General features: G+C 34.7%; 18 protein-coding genes, 2 tRNA genes and 2 pseudogenes. 16 read left to right on the top strand and 6 right to left on the bottom strand.

Annotation, left to right across the window (positions count from 1 at the left end; translation table 11 throughout):
* The first annotated feature begins 83 nt into the window (after positions 1-83).
* The 8 genes from UGRO018_RS10640 to UGRO018_RS10605 all read left to right on the top strand — a co-directional run bounded on the left by UGRO018_RS10640 (position 84) and on the right by UGRO018_RS10605 (position 5,547).
* Complete coding sequence (locus UGRO018_RS10640; RefSeq protein WP_416326462.1) at positions 84-968, top strand: DUF3737 family protein; 885 nt, start codon at positions 84-86, stop codon at positions 966-968.
* A complete protein-coding gene (locus UGRO018_RS10635) occupies positions 965-2,140 on the top strand; it encodes a MalY/PatB family protein (protein ID WP_416326461.1) in 1,176 nt (391 codons plus the stop codon). The genes UGRO018_RS10640 and UGRO018_RS10635 overlap by 4 nt, the downstream gene beginning before the upstream one ends.
* Positions 2,141-2,167: 27 nt before the next feature.
* On the top strand, positions 2,168-2,524 hold the full coding sequence (locus UGRO018_RS10630) for a MerR family transcriptional regulator (protein WP_416326460.1): 357 nt from the start codon (positions 2,168-2,170) through the stop codon (positions 2,522-2,524).
* Between the two features lie 24 nt (positions 2,525-2,548).
* Positions 2,549-3,019, top strand: a complete 471-nt coding sequence (locus UGRO018_RS10625) for a VOC family protein (protein ID WP_416326459.1) — start codon at positions 2,549-2,551, stop codon at positions 3,017-3,019.
* 128 nt (positions 3,020-3,147) lie between these two features.
* Entirely contained in the window at positions 3,148-4,257 is a 1,110-nt protein-coding gene (locus tag UGRO018_RS10620) for a hypothetical protein (RefSeq protein ID WP_416326458.1), read from the top strand.
* 127 nt (positions 4,258-4,384) lie between these two features.
* Entirely contained in the window at positions 4,385-4,717 is a 333-nt protein-coding gene (locus UGRO018_RS10615; protein WP_416326457.1) for a PadR family transcriptional regulator, read from the top strand.
* Positions 4,710-5,075 carry a DUF6120 family protein gene (locus UGRO018_RS10610; protein ID WP_416326456.1) on the top strand — a complete coding sequence of 122 codons (366 nt, stop codon included), beginning with the start codon at positions 4,710-4,712 and terminating at the stop codon, positions 5,073-5,075. The genes UGRO018_RS10615 and UGRO018_RS10610 overlap by 8 nt, the downstream gene beginning before the upstream one ends.
* 4 nt (positions 5,076-5,079) lie before the next feature.
* Positions 5,080-5,547 (top strand): hypothetical protein, encoded by a 468-nt coding sequence (locus tag UGRO018_RS10605; RefSeq protein WP_416326455.1) that lies wholly within the window; start codon positions 5,080-5,082, stop codon positions 5,545-5,547.
* A gap of 81 nt (positions 5,548-5,628) precedes the next feature.
* On the opposite strand, the gene UGRO018_RS10600 is transcribed toward UGRO018_RS10605, so the two are convergent.
* The 3 genes from UGRO018_RS10600 to UGRO018_RS10590 all read right to left on the bottom strand — a co-directional run bounded on the left by UGRO018_RS10600 (position 5,629) and on the right by UGRO018_RS10590 (position 8,756).
* Positions 5,629-6,348, bottom strand: a complete 720-nt coding sequence (locus UGRO018_RS10600; protein WP_416326454.1) for a LytR/AlgR family response regulator transcription factor — start codon at positions 6,346-6,348, stop codon at positions 5,629-5,631.
* Between the two features lie 217 nt (positions 6,349-6,565).
* Positions 6,566-7,480 (bottom strand): alpha/beta hydrolase, encoded by a 915-nt coding sequence (locus UGRO018_RS10595; protein ID WP_416326453.1) that lies wholly within the window; start codon positions 7,478-7,480, stop codon positions 6,566-6,568.
* Entirely contained in the window at positions 7,467-8,756 is a 1,290-nt protein-coding gene (locus UGRO018_RS10590; protein ID WP_416326452.1) for an HdeD family acid-resistance protein, read from the bottom strand. The genes UGRO018_RS10595 and UGRO018_RS10590 overlap by 14 nt, the downstream gene beginning before the upstream one ends.
* A gap of 153 nt (positions 8,757-8,909) precedes the next feature.
* Between UGRO018_RS10590 and UGRO018_RS10585 the strand changes: the two genes are divergently transcribed.
* The 5 genes from UGRO018_RS10585 (at position 8,910) to UGRO018_RS10565 (ending at position 11,629) form a co-directional block, all read left to right on the top strand.
* Positions 8,910-9,503, top strand: coding sequence for a GNAT family N-acetyltransferase (locus UGRO018_RS10585; RefSeq protein ID WP_416326451.1), 594 nt, complete (start codon positions 8,910-8,912; stop codon positions 9,501-9,503).
* The gene (locus tag UGRO018_RS10580; protein WP_416326450.1) at positions 9,482-10,555 is read left to right on the top strand and encodes a M42 family metallopeptidase; all 1,074 of its coding nucleotides are present in this window, start codon (positions 9,482-9,484) and stop codon (positions 10,553-10,555) included. Before UGRO018_RS10585 ends, UGRO018_RS10580 begins: the two co-directional genes overlap by 22 nt.
* A 69-nt stretch (positions 10,556-10,624) precedes the next feature.
* Positions 10,625-11,311, top strand: coding sequence for an N-acetylmuramoyl-L-alanine amidase (locus tag UGRO018_RS10575; protein WP_416326449.1), 687 nt, complete (start codon positions 10,625-10,627; stop codon positions 11,309-11,311).
* A gap of 147 nt (positions 11,312-11,458) precedes the next feature.
* Positions 11,459-11,535: transfer RNA gene (locus UGRO018_RS10570), tRNA-Ile, on the top strand.
* 18 nt (positions 11,536-11,553) lie between these two features.
* A tRNA-Ala gene (locus UGRO018_RS10565) sits at positions 11,554-11,629 on the top strand.
* 16 nt (positions 11,630-11,645) lie between these two features.
* Here the strand turns inward: UGRO018_RS10565 and UGRO018_RS10560 are convergent.
* The 3 genes and pseudogenes from UGRO018_RS10560 to UGRO018_RS10550 form a co-directional block, all read right to left on the bottom strand.
* A pseudogene (locus UGRO018_RS10560) lies at positions 11,646-11,822 on the bottom strand (hypothetical protein); the annotation flags it as partial.
* A gap of 288 nt (positions 11,823-12,110) precedes the next feature.
* A complete protein-coding gene (locus UGRO018_RS10555) occupies positions 12,111-13,016 on the bottom strand; it encodes an NAD-dependent epimerase/dehydratase family protein (protein ID WP_416326448.1) in 906 nt (301 codons plus the stop codon).
* Between the two features lie 79 nt (positions 13,017-13,095).
* Positions 13,096-13,953: a YitT family protein gene (locus UGRO018_RS10550; RefSeq protein WP_416326447.1), complete on the bottom strand. Its 858-nt coding sequence runs from the start codon at positions 13,951-13,953 to the stop codon at positions 13,096-13,098.
* A gap of 181 nt (positions 13,954-14,134) precedes the next feature.
* Between UGRO018_RS10550 and UGRO018_RS10545 the strand changes: the two genes are divergently transcribed.
* From UGRO018_RS10545 to UGRO018_RS10535, 3 genes and pseudogenes are all read left to right on the top strand, one after another.
* Positions 14,135-16,048: a BglG family transcription antiterminator gene (locus UGRO018_RS10545; RefSeq protein WP_416326446.1), complete on the top strand. Its 1,914-nt coding sequence runs from the start codon at positions 14,135-14,137 to the stop codon at positions 16,046-16,048.
* 12 nt (positions 16,049-16,060) lie between these two features.
* Complete coding sequence (locus UGRO018_RS10540; RefSeq protein WP_416326445.1) at positions 16,061-16,750, top strand: RDD family protein; 690 nt, start codon at positions 16,061-16,063, stop codon at positions 16,748-16,750.
* Positions 16,751-16,963: 213 nt separating this feature from the next.
* Positions 16,964-17,215, top strand: a pseudogene (locus UGRO018_RS10535) (hypothetical protein); the annotation flags it as partial.

Here is a 17,215-nt window from a genome sequence, read left to right as displayed (position 1 = left end):
AAAAAAAACGTGATAAAAAACATTGACTTAGAGTTAGCTCTAAGTGTTACGATGCTAACACGAAAGAAAAAGGAGGTATGTTGATGACAACAATCAAACAACAAAAGTTAAGTGGGGAGCGAGCTTTATTTCAAAGTAAACATATACAAATTACAGACTGTGTTTTTGAGAATGGAGAATCCCCTTTAAAGGAAAGCCGTGATATACAAATTGATCATAGTATCTTTCAATGGAAATATCCATTATGGTACTGTAACCAAATTTCAATGACTCATTCTACCTTATTAGAAAGTGCAAGATCAGGTATTTGGTATACCGGAAATATAGATCTTTTTGACTGCGTGATCGATGCTCCCAAGACCTTCCGCAGGGCTCATGATATCAGCCTTAGGCAAGTTTCCATGCCCAATGCATTAGAGAGCTTTTGGAATTGTGATACGATCAATCTTCAAAACGTCAATGCCAAAGGAGATTACTTTGGTATGAATAGTACTCATGTGAAGCTAGATCACGTGAAACTAAGTGGAAATTATGCATTTGATGGTGCGCAAGATATTGAAGTACATCATTCGACCCTTATCAGCAAGGATGCATTTTGGAATTGTGAAAATGTCACTGTATATGATTCTACCATCATAGGTGAGTATCTTGGATGGAATTCAAAAAATATTACATTTATCAATTGTAAAATAGAAAGCTTACAGGGAATGTGTTATATGGAAAATGTCAAATTGGTTGATTGTACCTTGATTCATACTACACAAGCATTTGAGTATTCCACAGTAGAGGCAAATGTACAAGGCGAGATAGAAAGTGTGATGAATCCTTTGGCTGGAAGTATTTGTGCTAATCGCATTCAAGAGCTTATTCTAGATGATGAGAGCATTGACCATAGTGCCACTAAGATCATCACAGATAAACTGTTTCCAAGAGCAGAAAAAGAATTGATGTTAGGGGATCGTTCATGATGTATGATTTCTCTACTTTAACAGATCGTCGAAACCAAGATTCCTTGAAATGGGATGTAGAAGAACACGAACTACCGATGTGGGTAGCGGATATGGATTTTCAAACAGCTCCGGAAATCATCGAGGCTTTGAAGCATCGTGTGGATCATGGCATATTTGGCTATCAAATCGTACCTGATAAGTTTTATGAGGCAATACAGGATTGGTGGCAAAAACATCATCAGATTAGATTTGAAAAGGAATGGATGATGTTTTGTACAGGGGTGGTTCCTGCGATTTCATCTATGATAAGAAGTCTTACCAATGTCGGTGAAAATGTATTAGTTCAATCACCTGTATATCAAATCTTTTACAACTCTATTTTAAACAATGGTCGCCATGTCCTATCAAATGATCTAGTAATCAAGGAAGGTCATTATGAAATAGACTTCCAAGATTTAGAACAAAAACTATCAGATCCACAAACAACCTTGATGCTACTATGCAATCCACATAACCCTATCGGAAAACGATGGGACAAAGAAACCCTACAAAGGATCGCAGAGCTTTGTGCAAGATATCATGTCATCGTGATTGCTGATGAAATTCACTGTGATTTATGTGAACCACAACATTCCTATGTGCCTTTTGCGAATGTTTCTATGGTATGTAAGGATATTGCGATTACTTGTGTTTCTGCATCTAAAGCGTTTAATTTGGCCGGGTTGCAGGCTGCTTGTATCATTGTTGAAAATGATGTATTACGCCACAAGGTTTTACGAGGCATCAATACAGATGAGGTTGCGGAGCCAAATAGTTTTGCTGTATGTGCTACCATTGCCGCTTTTACGAAAGGGGAAGCTTGGCTCAATGAATTACGATGTTATTTACAAGAAAACAAAGAACAAGTGTATATGTTTATCAAAACGAAATTACCCCAATTAAATGTAATATCAAGTGAAGCAACCTATCTATTGTGGCTTGATTGTGCGAAAATAACGCCACATGCAAAAGATTTAGTAGAAAGTATACGTAAGGATACCGGTTTATATATCACAAGTGGAGAAGAATATGGACCTAATGCTAAAAGCTTCATTCGAATGAACCTCGCCTGTCCTAGAGCACGCTTGATGGATGGGTGTGAACGATTATATCAAGGGGTTTTATCTTATCAAGAAAAGCAAAAAAAATAATAAGTAAATCAAAAGGAGGGATTTTTGATGCTTTACTCAATTGGAGAGATTGCAGGCATGCTGAACATCAGTCCATCTGCGATACGTTATTATGAAAAGGAAGGATTGCTGAATCAAATCAAAAGAGAATCAGGAATCCGCAGATTTACAGAAAAAGATAAACAAACGTTGCTTGCCATAGATTTATTGAAAGAAACAGGAATGTCTTTAAAGGATATCAAAAGCTTTTTAACAAGCGAAGAGGATGAACAACAAAAAGCCTTATTTGATAAACAAAAGAAAATGATCGAAAATGAAATATCAGCCTTGCAACAAAAATTAGACTTTATTGATCAAAAATGTCTGAATCATACAATTTTTAAAGAGCACCTTACGGTATCATAGAAAGAGAAGGGTAAGGTGAATGTTATGATCACATATCGTGGAAGTTTGTTTGTGATAGAGGATGCGGAAAGAACCAAGGCTTTTTATAAAGAAATATTAGGATTGCGTGTCATTCAAGATTTCAATGCTAATTTTACATTAAAAGGAGGCATCTCTTTTCAAACAAAAAAGAGCTGGAAAACAATGATCCATAAAGAGGAAGTGGATATTACCTATGGTAGTAATGATGCGGAACTTTATTTTGAAGCAGATGATATAGATGCCTTTGCAGAAAAATTGATGAAACACTCCATTACATTGATTCATCCGTTACAAGAGCAAGAATGGGGTCAAAAAGTCATTCGTTTCTACGATCCGGATCAACATATCATTGAAGTCGCAGAAAAAATGGATGATATGATCAAAAGACTAAGTGCAACAGGTATGAGCATAGAACAAATCTCAACGAAAACAATGTTATCTGAAAAGATGGTTCTAAGATTATTACATAAATAAAGCTGTTTTATGATATATGCAGTTACGATTGCATGTGATCATAAACAGCTTTTTCTTATGGCAACGATCGATAAATACAGTGCAAGATGAGAAAAAATATAGTACAATAAAACAAAGGAAGTGATAATTTGATCATTGGCAAAGAAATCGATGTTATCATTGATCGACCACTAGGAAGCAAACATCCGAAATTTGATATGATCTATCCACTAAACTATGGTTATGTGGAAAATCTTATCGTAGGGGATAAAGAGGAACAAGATGTTTATGTAGTTGGTGTTTCTGAGGCAATCACATACTTTCACGGTGAAGTAATCGCAGTAATAGAGCGTTTTTCTGATATAGAAAGTAAATGGGTGGTTGCGCCAAAAGGTATGAAGTTAAGTGTAGAACAGATTGAAGAATTGCTCTTGTTTCAGGAACAATACTTTCATCATCGTATTCATAAACAGCATCATATGTTATGGCGATCAGCAAATCCAAAAGATATGGAAGAAGTCTTAACTTTGAAGGAAAAATGTATACGAGCACTGGTTCCTAACGTGGATAAACAGATCATTATGGATGGTATATCATCACTTCCATTTCAAGAAGCATATGTTTTATATGATCATGGGCAGCTCATATTAAGTGCCTGTATCAAAGATCATGTGATTACCAACATCTTTGTACATCCTTTTTTTCAGAAGGAAGGGTATGAAAATTACGCAATCAAACAATTAGAAGATCATCTGAATAAGTATGCGAAGATATCATTGCACGTACCACTTTCTTTTGTTGATCTATACAAAGATCTTGGTTATACGTTTCTAGAGGAAGAATCGTTAAACATCCATACAAATATCACCTTAACATATGCAAAGATGCAAAAAGATGTAGTAGATAGAAGAAGTTTGGATGGTCGTATCTTTATCGCAAAAGAAAATTCAAGTAATGGAGAGGTTGACGCAACCACAAGATTTTATTATCACGAAGAAGATGATATCATTTGGGCTGAATATTATGGTGGAGAGATCAAAAAAGGATATCTGATCGGTCATCGAAATGAAGATGATACATTATATTTTACCTATCAACATATCAATCAAAAGAAAGAATTAAAGATAGGGGAATGTCATAGTAAGCCTATGCGAATGCCGAATGGAACGATAACATTACATGAAACATGGCAATGGTTGAATTCAGATCGATCAAAGGGCACCTCTATTCTTGTAGAATTCTTACCAAAAGAAGAATGATAATATTTGAAAGAAATGAAAAAGTAACGCTTTATTTGTTTGTTTCAGGGTCTCTTTTTCGTTTTTGTACTCAAAGTATTGACAAGGAATTGGGATATGCATATCATACATACAGGAGGTGGTGGTGTTGACAAAAAAAAATTCAATCTTTAAAATTGAATTGCTTGCGTTAAAAGCCCTTTATGGAAAAGATTGTTATGGATATGAAATATGTACGACGATCAAAGAATGTACCGGAGGACTTTTTGATATCAAACTTGGAGTAATGTATCCCATTTTATATCAACTAATGGAACAACATTACATATCAAGCTATGAAGAAATATATAACGGTAGAGCAAGAGTGTATTATCATTTGGAAGATCAAGGACGAGAGCATTATAAAGAATTATATGCAGAGTATCTTGAAAAATTTCATGTGATCAATCAATTTTTGGAAGGGACAAATGTAGATGGATGATGAAAAAAAGTATTTAAATGATGTGAAAAAAGAATTTCAGAATTTAGGAAAACAAGAAAAAGCGTATTTAAAAAATTTGGAAAAACAACTGACATCATTTTCGAATGAGTGTAAGGAACAATCATATGATGCATATGTGGATAACTTTGGAAGACCAGAGGAAATCGCAGCTTCTTTTTATGAGAGCATGGAATATACTGATTTGAAAAAGAAATTTACATATAAAAAATTCATCATCGGTATGTTTGTATCCATTATGATAGTAGCATTACTTGCTGTAGCTTATATCTATGTTGAATATAGAAAAGGTTTGAATCAAAATATCGATCAAATCGAAGTTACCATACAGGAGGAATAAGAAAATGAAAAAACTTATGATTGGTTTTTTTGTCGTTACGATGGTGTTTGGCTTTGGTGTTCATGCGAAAGCCGCTGAGGAATCTACTCGAGTAATAGAAGAAATACAATTGGAAAATGGTATTACAAAAGAAATCATTATTGAGGAAAATGATTTGGGAATTGCGACTAGAGCAACCTCAACGAAATCAGGTAGTAAAACAGTGAATTATAAAAATGGATCAACGATCCTTTGGTCTGTTACAATTCATGGTACTTTTAGTTATAATGGTTCTAGTGCCACTTGTACCAATGCATATGTAACTACAACTTGTCCGGCCTCAAGTTGGAAGATCATAAGCCAATCGGCTTCTAAAAGCGGTGCCTCAGCAATCGGTAAGGTAGTCGCAAAACGTTATGCTTTGGGAATTGCCGTAGAAACGGTCAATGATGATGTTAAGCTAACATGTAGTAAAACAGGATCGCTTTCTTAATCCTGTGTTTATGTTAATATTCACTATCTTCTCAAACAAAGGATGCTGTCTTTATAAACAAGGCAGCATCCTTTTTTGTTTCTATGAATTATCTTTTTCAAAGGTATATAAAGCATATTTATTATACTCGTTTTGAAATATTTCTTTATAACGATTGGTTAATGGAAGATACGTGTTATCATGTAATACGATCGTTTTAGGATCGATGTCCTTTACATAACGAAGATTAACAACATAAGATCGATGAGATTGACAGAAAAAATATCGATTTAATATTTCACCCCATCGTTTCATTGTATAATGGCAACATAAGTTTTGCTTGTTATTGAAATGCAAAATCGTATATTTACGATCAGCTTCAATGTAGAGTATATCTTTGAAATAAAGCTTTTTCTGACTAACATCCCTAAGAAAAAAGCCAGCACAGAAATCAAGGTAATCAAACATGATTTCATGAAATTCTCGATTGAAAGCATCCTGTGTGATTGGAAGTGTGAAATATAAATTAGCACCTGTTTTATAGCCTTCTTTTACATAGCGCTCTGAATCACAACACAATAAAATACGAAGCTTTTTATTCTTACGTCGTACTTGTATCGCCGCATGCAATAATGTGTCCCCATCACAGGTCAGATCCATTACCAAAACATCTATATCATAACATTGTTCAATGAAAGCTTGTTCATTCCTGATCATAAAACAATGCTCCAGCTTCATTTCAATATGACCCGGTAATGGAACGTTATGAAAAAGAGTATCAAGTTCTTTGGAATATTGTTTACTACATACCAAAATCTTCATAAAAAGGTCACCTCATCCGCTTAGTATGAAACATCATTCAACATTTTTATTTTTTTAATATATATGTTTCATGCTATATAAGTATATCATACTTATTTTGTGAGTAAAAGTCTTACCTTTTGTAGGTATCCGAGATCATTTTATCTTTATTTTTTATAAATTGTCATTTTCTTAACTACAGGATAGAAAAAAAGGTCTGTCTTTCAAACAAACCTTTTTATAAATTTTGACGGATGTCAACTAAAAATGAGTCAATGCTCTCCCAATATAATTGAGGACGGATCTTACAACTGTTGGCATGTCTTCCTCCGGGAATCATAACTTTTCTCTTCTTGTTGTTGCATAATGTGTAAAGTTCTTCCATCATATCAATGGAAATAAAGGTGTCTCTATCACCATGTAGAAATAAGATGGGAACCTTACTATGTTGAACGTGAATGCTAGGGTTTGCATCTTTGATCCGATATCCGCTTTTCCATTTCATTACGAGTGATAAGCAACCAATCAAAAAGCTACTTGGTACTTTGGGAACCATTTGTTTTACGATATGCGTAAGCTGATCTTTTAAATTAGAGAACCCACAATCTTCAATGATGGCTTCTATTGGATAAGAAACGGCATCAGCACACATCATGACGGTACTTGCGCCCATACTGACTCCATAAAGAAGAATTTGTTCTGCGCCCTCTTGTTTTAATTTGTCACACCAAGCCAAAATATCTAAATGATCCAGATAACCAAAGCCTATGACAGAACCTTCACTTCTTCCATGTCCCCTTAGGTCAGGTAATAACACCTGATAGCCTCGATCATAAAATTGATGTGCCTGAGGTATCATATCTTCCAGTCTACCCATATAACCATGTACGATAATGACCCAGCGATTACCTTTGTTACGTATTTCGCTCGCATGTAGTTTGATATGATCCTCGGTATTCATTTCCAAGTGTTTCACATTTTTATTTTGTAAATACCATTGATCGTCTTCCGTCAATGTCTTATGAGGATTGATAGATATAAAGGGCTTTTCTGTCTTGGCATCAATGGCTCGATGATAAAAATATAAACCGATTCCTATACAGATGCATAAGATGATCACAACAATGATCAATAGAATACTAAGTAGTAACATGTCGTTTGTATCCTTTCTTCTTTTTCTTTACGCAGGGATAAATCGCCTGTGATATGACAAAACTATGTGGCTTTGTATAAACTCGTTGTAAATAATCAAGATAAGTGCCTGGAGTAACGAATCCTCTCATATTCAAGATATCACTTCCAAGACTTCCTAAGATTCGATCAACGAAGCGTACACAGTTATTTCCTAATACAAAATAGGTTTTAAAACATCCCTGTTGAAATTTATAAAATTCGGCATGAGTTGCCAAATAAAGTTGATTAGAGAACTGTGGATACTCTTTGGATGGATCTTTTACAATATTTGGTTTCCAAGGAATGGTATTGGTAAATAATGTCGCAAGCTCTTCGTGGACCTTTTGTTTTTGTTCCTCATTCAAACGTAATCCGAATGCAAAAATGGTATTTTCTTCATGTTGGATACAAAATGGTAAGTAAGGATCTTCATCGGCGATAAACAGTACACCATCACCTAAAGCTTCCATCATAAATACACTTTCATGGTCATAGTTCCCATATGAGTATACCTTATGATCCATACTGAAATCAATATGTCCGATCATACCAAATCCTTTTTCTGTGGCATGAATGTAAATCATCATATCACAATTTCCTTCTTCTTTTTGATCATAAAGAGATGCTTTTTCTCCATTATCTTGAAGATAATGATTCAATTGATTGATCATTCTTTTAGGTATCAATGCACACATCCAAATAGGAAGCGTGATACGAATCTTTCGTTTTAATGCATATTTATGATCAATCGAAAGGATATCACGTATATAGGTAAGGCCAAGTGCAATACAATAAATTCCTATCCATATTAACACATCCTCTACCTTCATATAAGGAGATAGTGATAATACGATTGCGAATATTAGATAAAAAATTGAGGCAACGCTGTCTATGAAAACACCGTTTGCATGGTTTTTCCAAGAGAGATAGGCATTGATTCCTTTGGCCATGCCATTGATAGCCAAATAACCGGCAAATAACAGGGTAAAGATGCTCATAGGAAGTTTTGGTGTTAAGATGCATAAAAATGCAAGGATCCCATCACATAAGATACGGAGGGTATCCGCATTATGAAAGTTATGCTGTAACCATTTTTTTATGAACAAGGAAAGCCCTTGTAATAAAGCGATGACACCTATCATCCATAAGAAAAAGGCTAAGATTGTTGCTTTTTTCCATATCAATAGGATACCAAAAATCAACAACATACTACCTGTGAAGGTATAGGTGACTTTATCCATATGTTTTTTGATCATAGACGATTTCCTCCCTTTTCTTTATGGTACAACTTTTTCTGCTCTCTCACAAGATTTTGAATGTTTGTTTATAAATACAAAACAGACGTTCTCTCTTGTGTTTGATTGATAAACGTTTATAATAGAAATGAACCATGAGGAGAGAAAAAGAGGATGAATGCAGAAATAGATGTTACAGGTGTTTGTTTGACAACGCCGAGATTAAGGATAAGAGAATGGCATAAAGAGGATCTACAGGATTTTTATGAATATGCATCAATGGAAGAAATCGGTCATATGGCCGGATGGAATCGCCATACTTGTATCGAGGATTCTCAAAAAATTCTAGATTTATTTATTCGAGAAAAGAAGACGTTTGCTGTTGTATGGAAACAAACGGGAAAAGTGATCGGTTCTATTGGGTTGGAACCCATTCATGTGAATATAGATGATCATTATGAATTGAAAAAGGGAAGAGAAATAGGCTATGCTTTACATCGAGGTGCATGGGGGAAAGGAATCATGCCAGAAGCAGTACGTGAAGTGATTCGTTATTGTTTTGAGGAATTAAATTATGATTTCTTATGCTGTGGTCATTTTCTTTTCAATCATCAATCACAAAGAGTCATCGAAAAACTAGGGTTTCATTATTTGAAGGATGTAGATTTCTCTACTCAGAATGGACAAAAGCAACAAAGTAAACTTTATATCATGACAAAGGAACAATACAAAGAGGAGTTAATCGTATGCACACAAAACAAGAAATGATACAAATGATTCAGCGATTTTCAAATGCAAATGGTGTAAGTGGTTTTGAAGATGAGGTAGTTTCCCTGGCTCAGGAATACTGTCCAAGTCAATTCACCTTTCATGAAGATCATTTAAGAAACGTATATTTGAAAGAAAAGATAGAAAAACAGGGGAAACCATATATTTTGATTGATGCCCATAGTGATGAAGTCGGCTTCATCATTCAAGCGATCAAACCTAATGGAACCATGACTTTTTTGCCATTAGGAGGTTGGGTACCAGATACCATGCCTGCATCTAAGGTACGCATTAAGACCATGGATGGTACTTATGTGAGTGGTATCATAGCCGCAAAACCACCGCATTTTATGAAGGATCGAGAACATCCCGAAGCTCTTTCCTCACAGGAAATGGTGATAGACGTAGGAGCATCCAGTAAGCAAGAGGTGATAGAGCGTTTTCATATTGGAATAGGTGCACCTGTTGTCCCGGATGTAATTTGTGAATATGACGAAGAAAAAGATCTATTCCTTGGTAAAGCATTCGACTGCCGTATAGGTTGTGCAGCTGTTATCGAAACCTTAGCTAGAGCCTTTAGTAATGAAATGAATATCATTGGTACCCTTTCTTCACAGGAAGAGGTAGGAGAGCGTGGAATGAATTTGGTCACTAAAACCATTTCTGCGGATATTGCGATTTGTTTTGAAGGTTGCCCTGCAGATGATACTTTTCAAGAGGAATGGATGATTCAGACTGCACTTCGTAAAGGAGGAATGCTTCGCCATTTCGATCGCAGTATGATTACCAATCCAAGATTTCAACGCTATGCCCTAGATCTTGCGAAAGAATTGAATATCCCATATCAAGAAAGTGTAAGAAGCGGTGGAGGTACCAATGGTGCTATGCTTCATGTTTCTCATAATGGAATACCAACGATCGTAATCGGAGTACCTGTACGCTATATTCATTCTCATCATGGTTTTACGACATTAGAGGATTTTGAACATAGCGTACAACTCGCAAGTGCTATTGTTTCTAGAATGAATCAAGATATCTTATCACGGTTTTAGGAAGTCTTCGGACTTCTTTTTTTAGTTATTAATTTTTTTCCCTAACATATACTGGAATTGGTGAGTGATATGAGGAGAAAAACTTATGTAATGATCGTGGCATTGGTCGCAACCGTTTGTGCATCCACTTTTATGCTATCCCATATACAACATATCAATGCTTTAAGAGATTATAAGGCATTGAGTGGTGTTAGTGTCGTATTGGACCCTGGACATGGTGGAAAAGATGATGGCGCAAGAACCAATGATGCAAAAGAACAGGAAATAAATTTAAAGATTGCGGAAAAGTTGAAACTATTATTGAGTAAAGATGGTGCCAGTGTCACTATGACAAGAGATGGTGCTTATGACTTAGCGAGTGAACAGGCAACGAATCGAAAAAAAGAGGATATGAAGAAAAGAGTGGAAATGATCAATCAGGATCAAACAGATCTATTTTTGAGCATTCACTTGAATGCTTATCCTAACCCATCTGTAAAAGGAGCACAAGCATTTTATAAAAAAGACAATGAAGTTAGCAGAGTATTTGCGGATATCGTACAGAAAAATTTTAAGAAATTGACAGGTACCAAGATGACAAGCAAAACGGGAGATTATTATATATTAAATAATACAAATAAAATCGGTGCTTTGGTGGAGTGTGGTTTTTTATCAAATGAAGAAGATCGGGAAAAATTGAAAACAGAAGAGTATCAACAAAAGGTTGCTCAATGCTTGTATGAAAGTGTCTTAGAATACTTCCAAATGTTAGCTTAAACGTATGACATTTTCTGATCGTTTATCATCGAAAAAGTTAGCAAATATAGGGTGAAAAAAGAAATGCAAAAAAAATAAAAAAAATTTAAATTTCTTGTTGACAGATATAAACCTCCATGGTATTATAATAGGGCATTCGATGGAAACGGGCCTGTAGCTCAGGTGGTTAGAGCGCACCCCTGATAAGGGTGAGGTCGTTGGTTCAAGTCCATTCAGGCCCACCATCGAATTTAAATATACATGGGGTTTTAGCTCAGCTGGGAGAGCACCTGCCTTGCACGCAGGGGGTCATCGGTTCGATCCCGATAAGCTCCACCAAATAACAAATAAGTCCTTAAATAAAGGACTTTTTTATATGTTGAGAAGATTTATTCACATAATCAATCAAATAATCTTCACTATCTTTAATCAAATGAGTATAAACTTTAAGTGTGATATTAACATCACTATGACCTAATCGTTTCCTAACTGCTACAATATTAACACCACTTGAAATAAGATTAGAAGCATGGTAATGTCTGAATTATGAATTCGTATTCTTTTCAAATGAGATTTTTTTATAGCCGTATCTTTGACATTTTCAAGCGTAGATCGTGGTATAAGCTTTATAAGACCAAAAATAAATGAATCATCATTAAAACCACAAACATTCATTAGTAATCATTTAAATATTGAGAAATAGTTGAACCTAAAGTAACTTTACGTGTACTAAATATATTTTTAGTTTCCTATAGGCTTCAACTAAATGCTTTAAAAAAATCATGTCATCCCTTGTGTTAGGGAAACATGATTTTTTACATTATGAGGTAAAATGTTTATCAATGAATTCGATATAATCTTTTCTGACATGATCTTGTGGATGAGCACAATACCAATCAAAGGACTCTTTTAGACCTATGACAAGATCTTTTGTATCACATAAGAGTTCTTTCTGTCTGGTCACATCTAATTCATATTCATAATCGTGGAAACTAAAGTAATCTCTTTGATTTTCATGTTGTGTGACAGGTATCATTTGAAGCTTTGCTTGTGCAACTTGATAACAAAGCTCTACAAATGTTTTTACATCCACGGTTGATTCATTTCCAACATTATAAATATGATGCTTTGGGTGTTTGGTAATTAATAACTCAATCATCCTACATAAATCCTCTACATGAAAAAATTGTAGCTTCATATTACCGTTTTTCGGTAAATAAAAAGGTCTGTTTTTCAATGCGCATTCAAAGACAAAAGGCTCTCTATAAAGATTTTGCATAGGTCCATATAAATAAGGCGGTCGTAGAATATAAGCCTGTGGAACCTTAGTTAAAAGATATTTCTCAGCATCCGCTTTATTTGTTCCATAGTCTTTCCAAATACTATTTGGACCAATCTTTTGATCCTCTGAAAAAGGTTGTGGATTGGTTTCGGGATAGACTGCCGAAGAACTGATAAATACATAGTCTTGTACCTTAGGTAATGCTTGTAATAAGTGTTCGATATCAAGAGAATGATAGGCACAAACATCAATTACTGCATCAAAATTTTGACACTTAAGTTCATCTTGTAAATGGTTTCTGTCAGCACAAATCAAATGTACACCTTCTACTTGTGGTCTGGAATTTCGATTTAAAACCGTAACTTCATATCCCTTCTTAACAAAATACTGTGCTACAAAACGACTGACAAATACCGTTCCTCCTGTAATCAAAAGATGCTTCATTTTATTTGCCTCACTTTCTATATTGATAGGATATCTTTTTTTCTGAAATTATGCAAGAAAAAAACGGTTAGTTACCGTTTTAATCAATTGGGCGTTGATAGAAACCACCGAAAAATTGTTCTGTCCTTAATACATTGATGATAGCGTGAGGATCTACCTCTTGAATGATATGAACAGCATCTGTGATCTCATAAGAAGAAACCACGGTATGCAACAGATATAACTTTTTCTTACTAAATCCACCATAACCTTGTACACAAGAGATACCATGACGAAAGTTATCTACATAGCCATCGATGACATTTTCAGGGTCATCAGTTGTAATCTGTAAGGTAACTCGTTCATAACGATGATGAAAGGTAGAAATCGTCTTGGTAGAAATAAACTGGAAGACGATGGAATATCCCGCATAGATCCAACCAAACATATAACCGAAAATACAAAGAATGATCGCATTAAATACAAATACCTGTTCCCATATGGAACGTCCGATCTTATTAGATACATACAATGCGATAAAGTCAGTTCCACCTGTACTGGCGCTAGATTTTAACGCCAACACTACACTGATTCCATATAAAAAACCACCAAATACAACATTTAATACCACATCATCAAACAGTGCCGGAAAGGTAAGGACCTTCAACAATAAAGAAGTTGTGATAAATTGAATCGTTGATAAGAATGTGAATTTTTTTGAAATGCTCTTGTAACAGGCCAATGCAACCGGAATATTCAAAACCAAAATACATATGGATGTTGAAATGTTTTGCCCATATAAGCCGGCAATTTTATCGATCAGTATTGCAACACCGGTAAAACCACTACTTAATAAATTACTAGGCTGAATAAATGCCTTAATGACATAGGTCTGTAAAAGAGAACTCAGTAATACGCCCCCTAAGCATAAGATAAATCTCAATTTTTTATTCTTCATGTCATTCTCCCTTCAATTGAAATCATTCATCATTATATCTAAGTAGAGAAAAAACGATGCGAAAACATCTTCCTAGTCCTAGGAAATTCTTACTAAGGAAATTTCCTAGGTGTTAGGAAAAACTGTTGGGAACATCTAAGAAAGTTTGATTTATAATAATATTAGAAAGGGCGTGTAGAAAATGGCATTGAACAAACGGCAGGAAAGAATTATTGCTATGATGAACGACGCAAACGAATGGATCACAGGTAAAGAACTTAGTAAGCTATTGAATGTAAGTGATCGTACCATACGAAGTGATATGGACGCAATCAATCGTTATTATAATGAGGAATTGATTGAGAGCAATTTGCGTTATGGGTATCATCTAAATCCTGAAATCTTTCGTACGCTTGATATTGAATTAGCTGAACCAATACCACAAACACCACAAGAGCGTTGTGTTTATATCATACAAGAGTTGTTATTTGAAAAGAATGAATTGAATTTGTTATCTTTACAGGACAAAGTATTTGTAAGTGAATATTCCATTGATAATGACATAAAGCGTATCAAGAAAATGATTGAACCTTATCCGGAATTGAAGTTGGTAAGAAGCAAGAATTATATCCATCTTGAGGGAGCTGAGGAAAGTAAGCGAAAGTTATATAAAGATTTACTGGCTGCTGAAACGCAAGGTAATTTCTTGAATCTAAATAATTTGGCTGCCTTATATAAGGATTTTGACTTATTATTGGTGAAGGATATATTGGAATCCACCTTTGATAAGCATAACTATCACGTTAGAGAAATGGCATTTCCTATGTTGATGATCCATGTAGGAATCGCAATTGAACGTATCATACGCAGAAACTACATACAAACAGATCGTAAAAATGAAGAACTGAAACAAAGTCAGGAATATAAGATCGCCGAAGAATTTTTCTGTAATGTTGCCAAAAAAATTCGTATTGAAATTGTAGAAGACGAAGTTGCTTTGTTGGCATTATTATTGATGGGAAAAAAAGGAACAAGCTATACCAAAGATTTGGTCGCAATGACGCATCATTCTTTATCCAGTGATGAAGTAGTTGAAGGTATGCTAGATGTTATTCATAGCGATTTCGATATTGATTTCTGTCAGGACTCGGATTTAAAAATCGGTTTAAAGATGCATATGCAATCATTGATGGAACGTCAAATGAAACATGTTGAAGTTTCTAATGTTTATTTACAAGAAATCAAGCGTAAATACCCTTTGGTGTTTGAAATGGGTATTCGTGTTGCACGGTATCTAGAAGAACAACTAGGAGAAGAAATCAATGAAAATGAAATTGGATTTTTATCTTTGCACTTAGGTTCTGCTTTTGAACGAGCAAATCTATCTGGAAAATATCGTGTTGTTATGATTTATCCACATGATCAGGCATTAAGTAATATGTGTGTAAGAAAAGTGGAAAATCGTTTTGGAGAACGAATGGGTATTGTGGAATGTCTGAATTTCTTTGAAGAAAAAACGATTCAACGCATCAAACCGGATTTGATTTTAACCACACTACCTCTGAAACATGATCTAGATATTACAACCATTCAAATATCATTGTTTGTCAACTTAGAGGATGAAAGTCGTATCTTTCAGGCATTGAATCTATTAGATAAGAAACGTTTTCAAAAGGAATTTCAAGAGGGTATCAAAGGAATGATTGAACCGGAATTCTTTTATACAGACTTAGAAGTATCCAATAGTGAGGATGTCATCAATTTTATGTGTGATCGCTTATATACTGCCGGCTATACGCCGGAAAACTTCAAGGAATCCGTATTAAAAAGAGAAACAATGTCCGCAACATCGTTCACCTATTCTTTTGCGGTTCCACATAGTTTTGATGTATTGAGTATCAAATCCAACATATCTGTAGCAATTCTAAAAAAACCGATTGCATGGGGTGCATTTGATGTGAAACTGGTGATTCTACTTGCAATTAATGAAGAAGATCGCTATATGTTGAAAATGTTTTTTGACTGGTTAAGCAATGCTGTCAGTGATGCCAATCGTTTTGCGACCCTATTGGAAAGTAAGGATTATAATGATTTTATCAACCGTATTGTTGAGTAAGGAGAAATGATGATGACAAATACAAAGAAAGCACAAAACACCAAGAAAAATCACAGTTATCAAGAACCTAAAATGAGCTTTATTGATCGTATGACTGTTGCAATGATGAAAAAGGAAGAGGATGAAAAATCAGAAAAAAATTATCCACCAGTTGCTAATATCAGACGTTTCTTAGGATATTTATTTGACTTTTTCTTAGCTAATGTTTTAGCTGTCATTCCTTTGGTATTTATACAATCCAGATTGACAGGATCTACAAATACAACGCAAGTATTGGCTGGTTTGCCTTTGATGTGGGTATATATCATTACTGCTCTTGTATTCGCAATGTACATTATTTATTATGTATGGATTCCTTATAAAATTTGGCCAGGGCAAACACCAGCTAAACGTTTGCTTGGATATAAAATCGTGATGAAGGATGGTTCTGATGTTACTTTGAAAGCATTGTTCTTAAGAAATGTCTTTGCTATGACCTTTTTAGAAGGTGCAGCATTCACAACAACTTATGTCATTCAGCTAATCGTTTTAACAATAGGAATTGATTATCCTTCCTATATCTCTTATATTTGTTATTTTATGACACTATTATCCATAGTTGTTACTTGGACAAATCCGAATCGTAGAATGATTCATGATTTTGTCGGTGGCACTAAGGTTTATAAACTTGATCAAGAAAAAGATACCTATCATGCATTTTAATCAATAGAGGATAGCAAAACTGTTATCCTTTTTCTTTTGCATTGGTAACAGATAATGGATATTTAAATCCTTTAATTGAATGCAGATAAAGAAGAATTTCCAATTTTTAAAAAGATTTGAATAAAATTTAGGATTTTCACCTCTGTTTTACGTATGTAGATAGGTAAGGGCCATTTCTATATAGCGAGCCTAGAAAGATACGAGGTGAAATCATTGAAAAAAATTGAAGAATCAAAGCAACAAAAAGTAAGTTTTCAAAATGATGTATTATTTAAGCATTTTTTCATCGGCATGGATGAGGATTCTATCTTTTTGCGACATACGGTGATTGGTTTAACAACGAACATTATGCCAAAAAGAACAGAAGTATGTAATCCGGAAATGATACCTAAACATGAAGGCAACAAACGTATCATCATGGATATTCATTTAAGAGATGAAGAAATGAGAGAGTATAACATTGAA

It is taken from the genome of Hoskinsella mucinilytica (genome assembly GCF_045223415.1).
GTDB classification, from domain to species: Bacteria; Bacillota_I; Bacilli_A; order Erysipelotrichales; family Erysipelotrichaceae; genus Hoskinsella; species Hoskinsella mucinilytica.
Note: the sequence above shows the minus strand (reverse complement) of the source record. Positions and strands in the feature narration are given on the sequence as shown.

What these genes read in the sequence shown, in the direction of transcription:
- UGRO018_RS10640 (WP_416326462.1), top strand. Translation starts at nt 84, where the DNA reads ATGACAACAATCAAACAACAAAAGTTAAGTGGGGAGCGAGCTTTATTT.
- UGRO018_RS10635 (WP_416326461.1), top strand. Translation starts at nt 965, where the DNA reads ATGATGTATGATTTCTCTACTTTAACAGATCGTCGAAACCAAGATTCC.
- UGRO018_RS10630 (WP_416326460.1), top strand. Translation starts at nt 2,168, where the DNA reads ATGCTTTACTCAATTGGAGAGATTGCAGGCATGCTGAACATCAGTCCA.
- UGRO018_RS10625 (WP_416326459.1), top strand. Translation starts at nt 2,549, where the DNA reads ATGATCACATATCGTGGAAGTTTGTTTGTGATAGAGGATGCGGAAAGA.
- UGRO018_RS10610 (WP_416326456.1), top strand. Translation starts at nt 4,710, where the DNA reads ATGGATGATGAAAAAAAGTATTTAAATGATGTGAAAAAAGAATTTCAG.
- UGRO018_RS10605 (WP_416326455.1), top strand. Translation starts at nt 5,080, where the DNA reads ATGAAAAAACTTATGATTGGTTTTTTTGTCGTTACGATGGTGTTTGGC.
- UGRO018_RS10600 (WP_416326454.1), bottom strand. Translation starts at nt 6,348, where the DNA reads ATGAAGATTTTGGTATGTAGTAAACAATATTCCAAAGAACTTGATACT.
- UGRO018_RS10595 (WP_416326453.1), bottom strand. Translation starts at nt 7,480, where the DNA reads ATGTTACTACTTAGTATTCTATTGATCATTGTTGTGATCATCTTATGC.
- UGRO018_RS10590 (WP_416326452.1), bottom strand. Translation starts at nt 8,756, where the DNA reads ATGATCAAAAAACATATGGATAAAGTCACCTATACCTTCACAGGTAGT.
- UGRO018_RS10585 (WP_416326451.1), top strand. Translation starts at nt 8,910, where the DNA reads ATGAATGCAGAAATAGATGTTACAGGTGTTTGTTTGACAACGCCGAGA.
- UGRO018_RS10580 (WP_416326450.1), top strand. Translation starts at nt 9,482, where the DNA reads ATGCACACAAAACAAGAAATGATACAAATGATTCAGCGATTTTCAAAT.
- UGRO018_RS10575 (WP_416326449.1), top strand. Translation starts at nt 10,625, where the DNA reads ATGAGGAGAAAAACTTATGTAATGATCGTGGCATTGGTCGCAACCGTT.
- UGRO018_RS10555 (WP_416326448.1), bottom strand. Translation starts at nt 13,016, where the DNA reads ATGAAGCATCTTTTGATTACAGGAGGAACGGTATTTGTCAGTCGTTTT.
- UGRO018_RS10550 (WP_416326447.1), bottom strand. Translation starts at nt 13,953, where the DNA reads ATGAAGAATAAAAAATTGAGATTTATCTTATGCTTAGGGGGCGTATTA.
- UGRO018_RS10545 (WP_416326446.1), top strand. Translation starts at nt 14,135, where the DNA reads ATGGCATTGAACAAACGGCAGGAAAGAATTATTGCTATGATGAACGAC.
- UGRO018_RS10540 (WP_416326445.1), top strand. Translation starts at nt 16,061, where the DNA reads ATGACAAATACAAAGAAAGCACAAAACACCAAGAAAAATCACAGTTAT.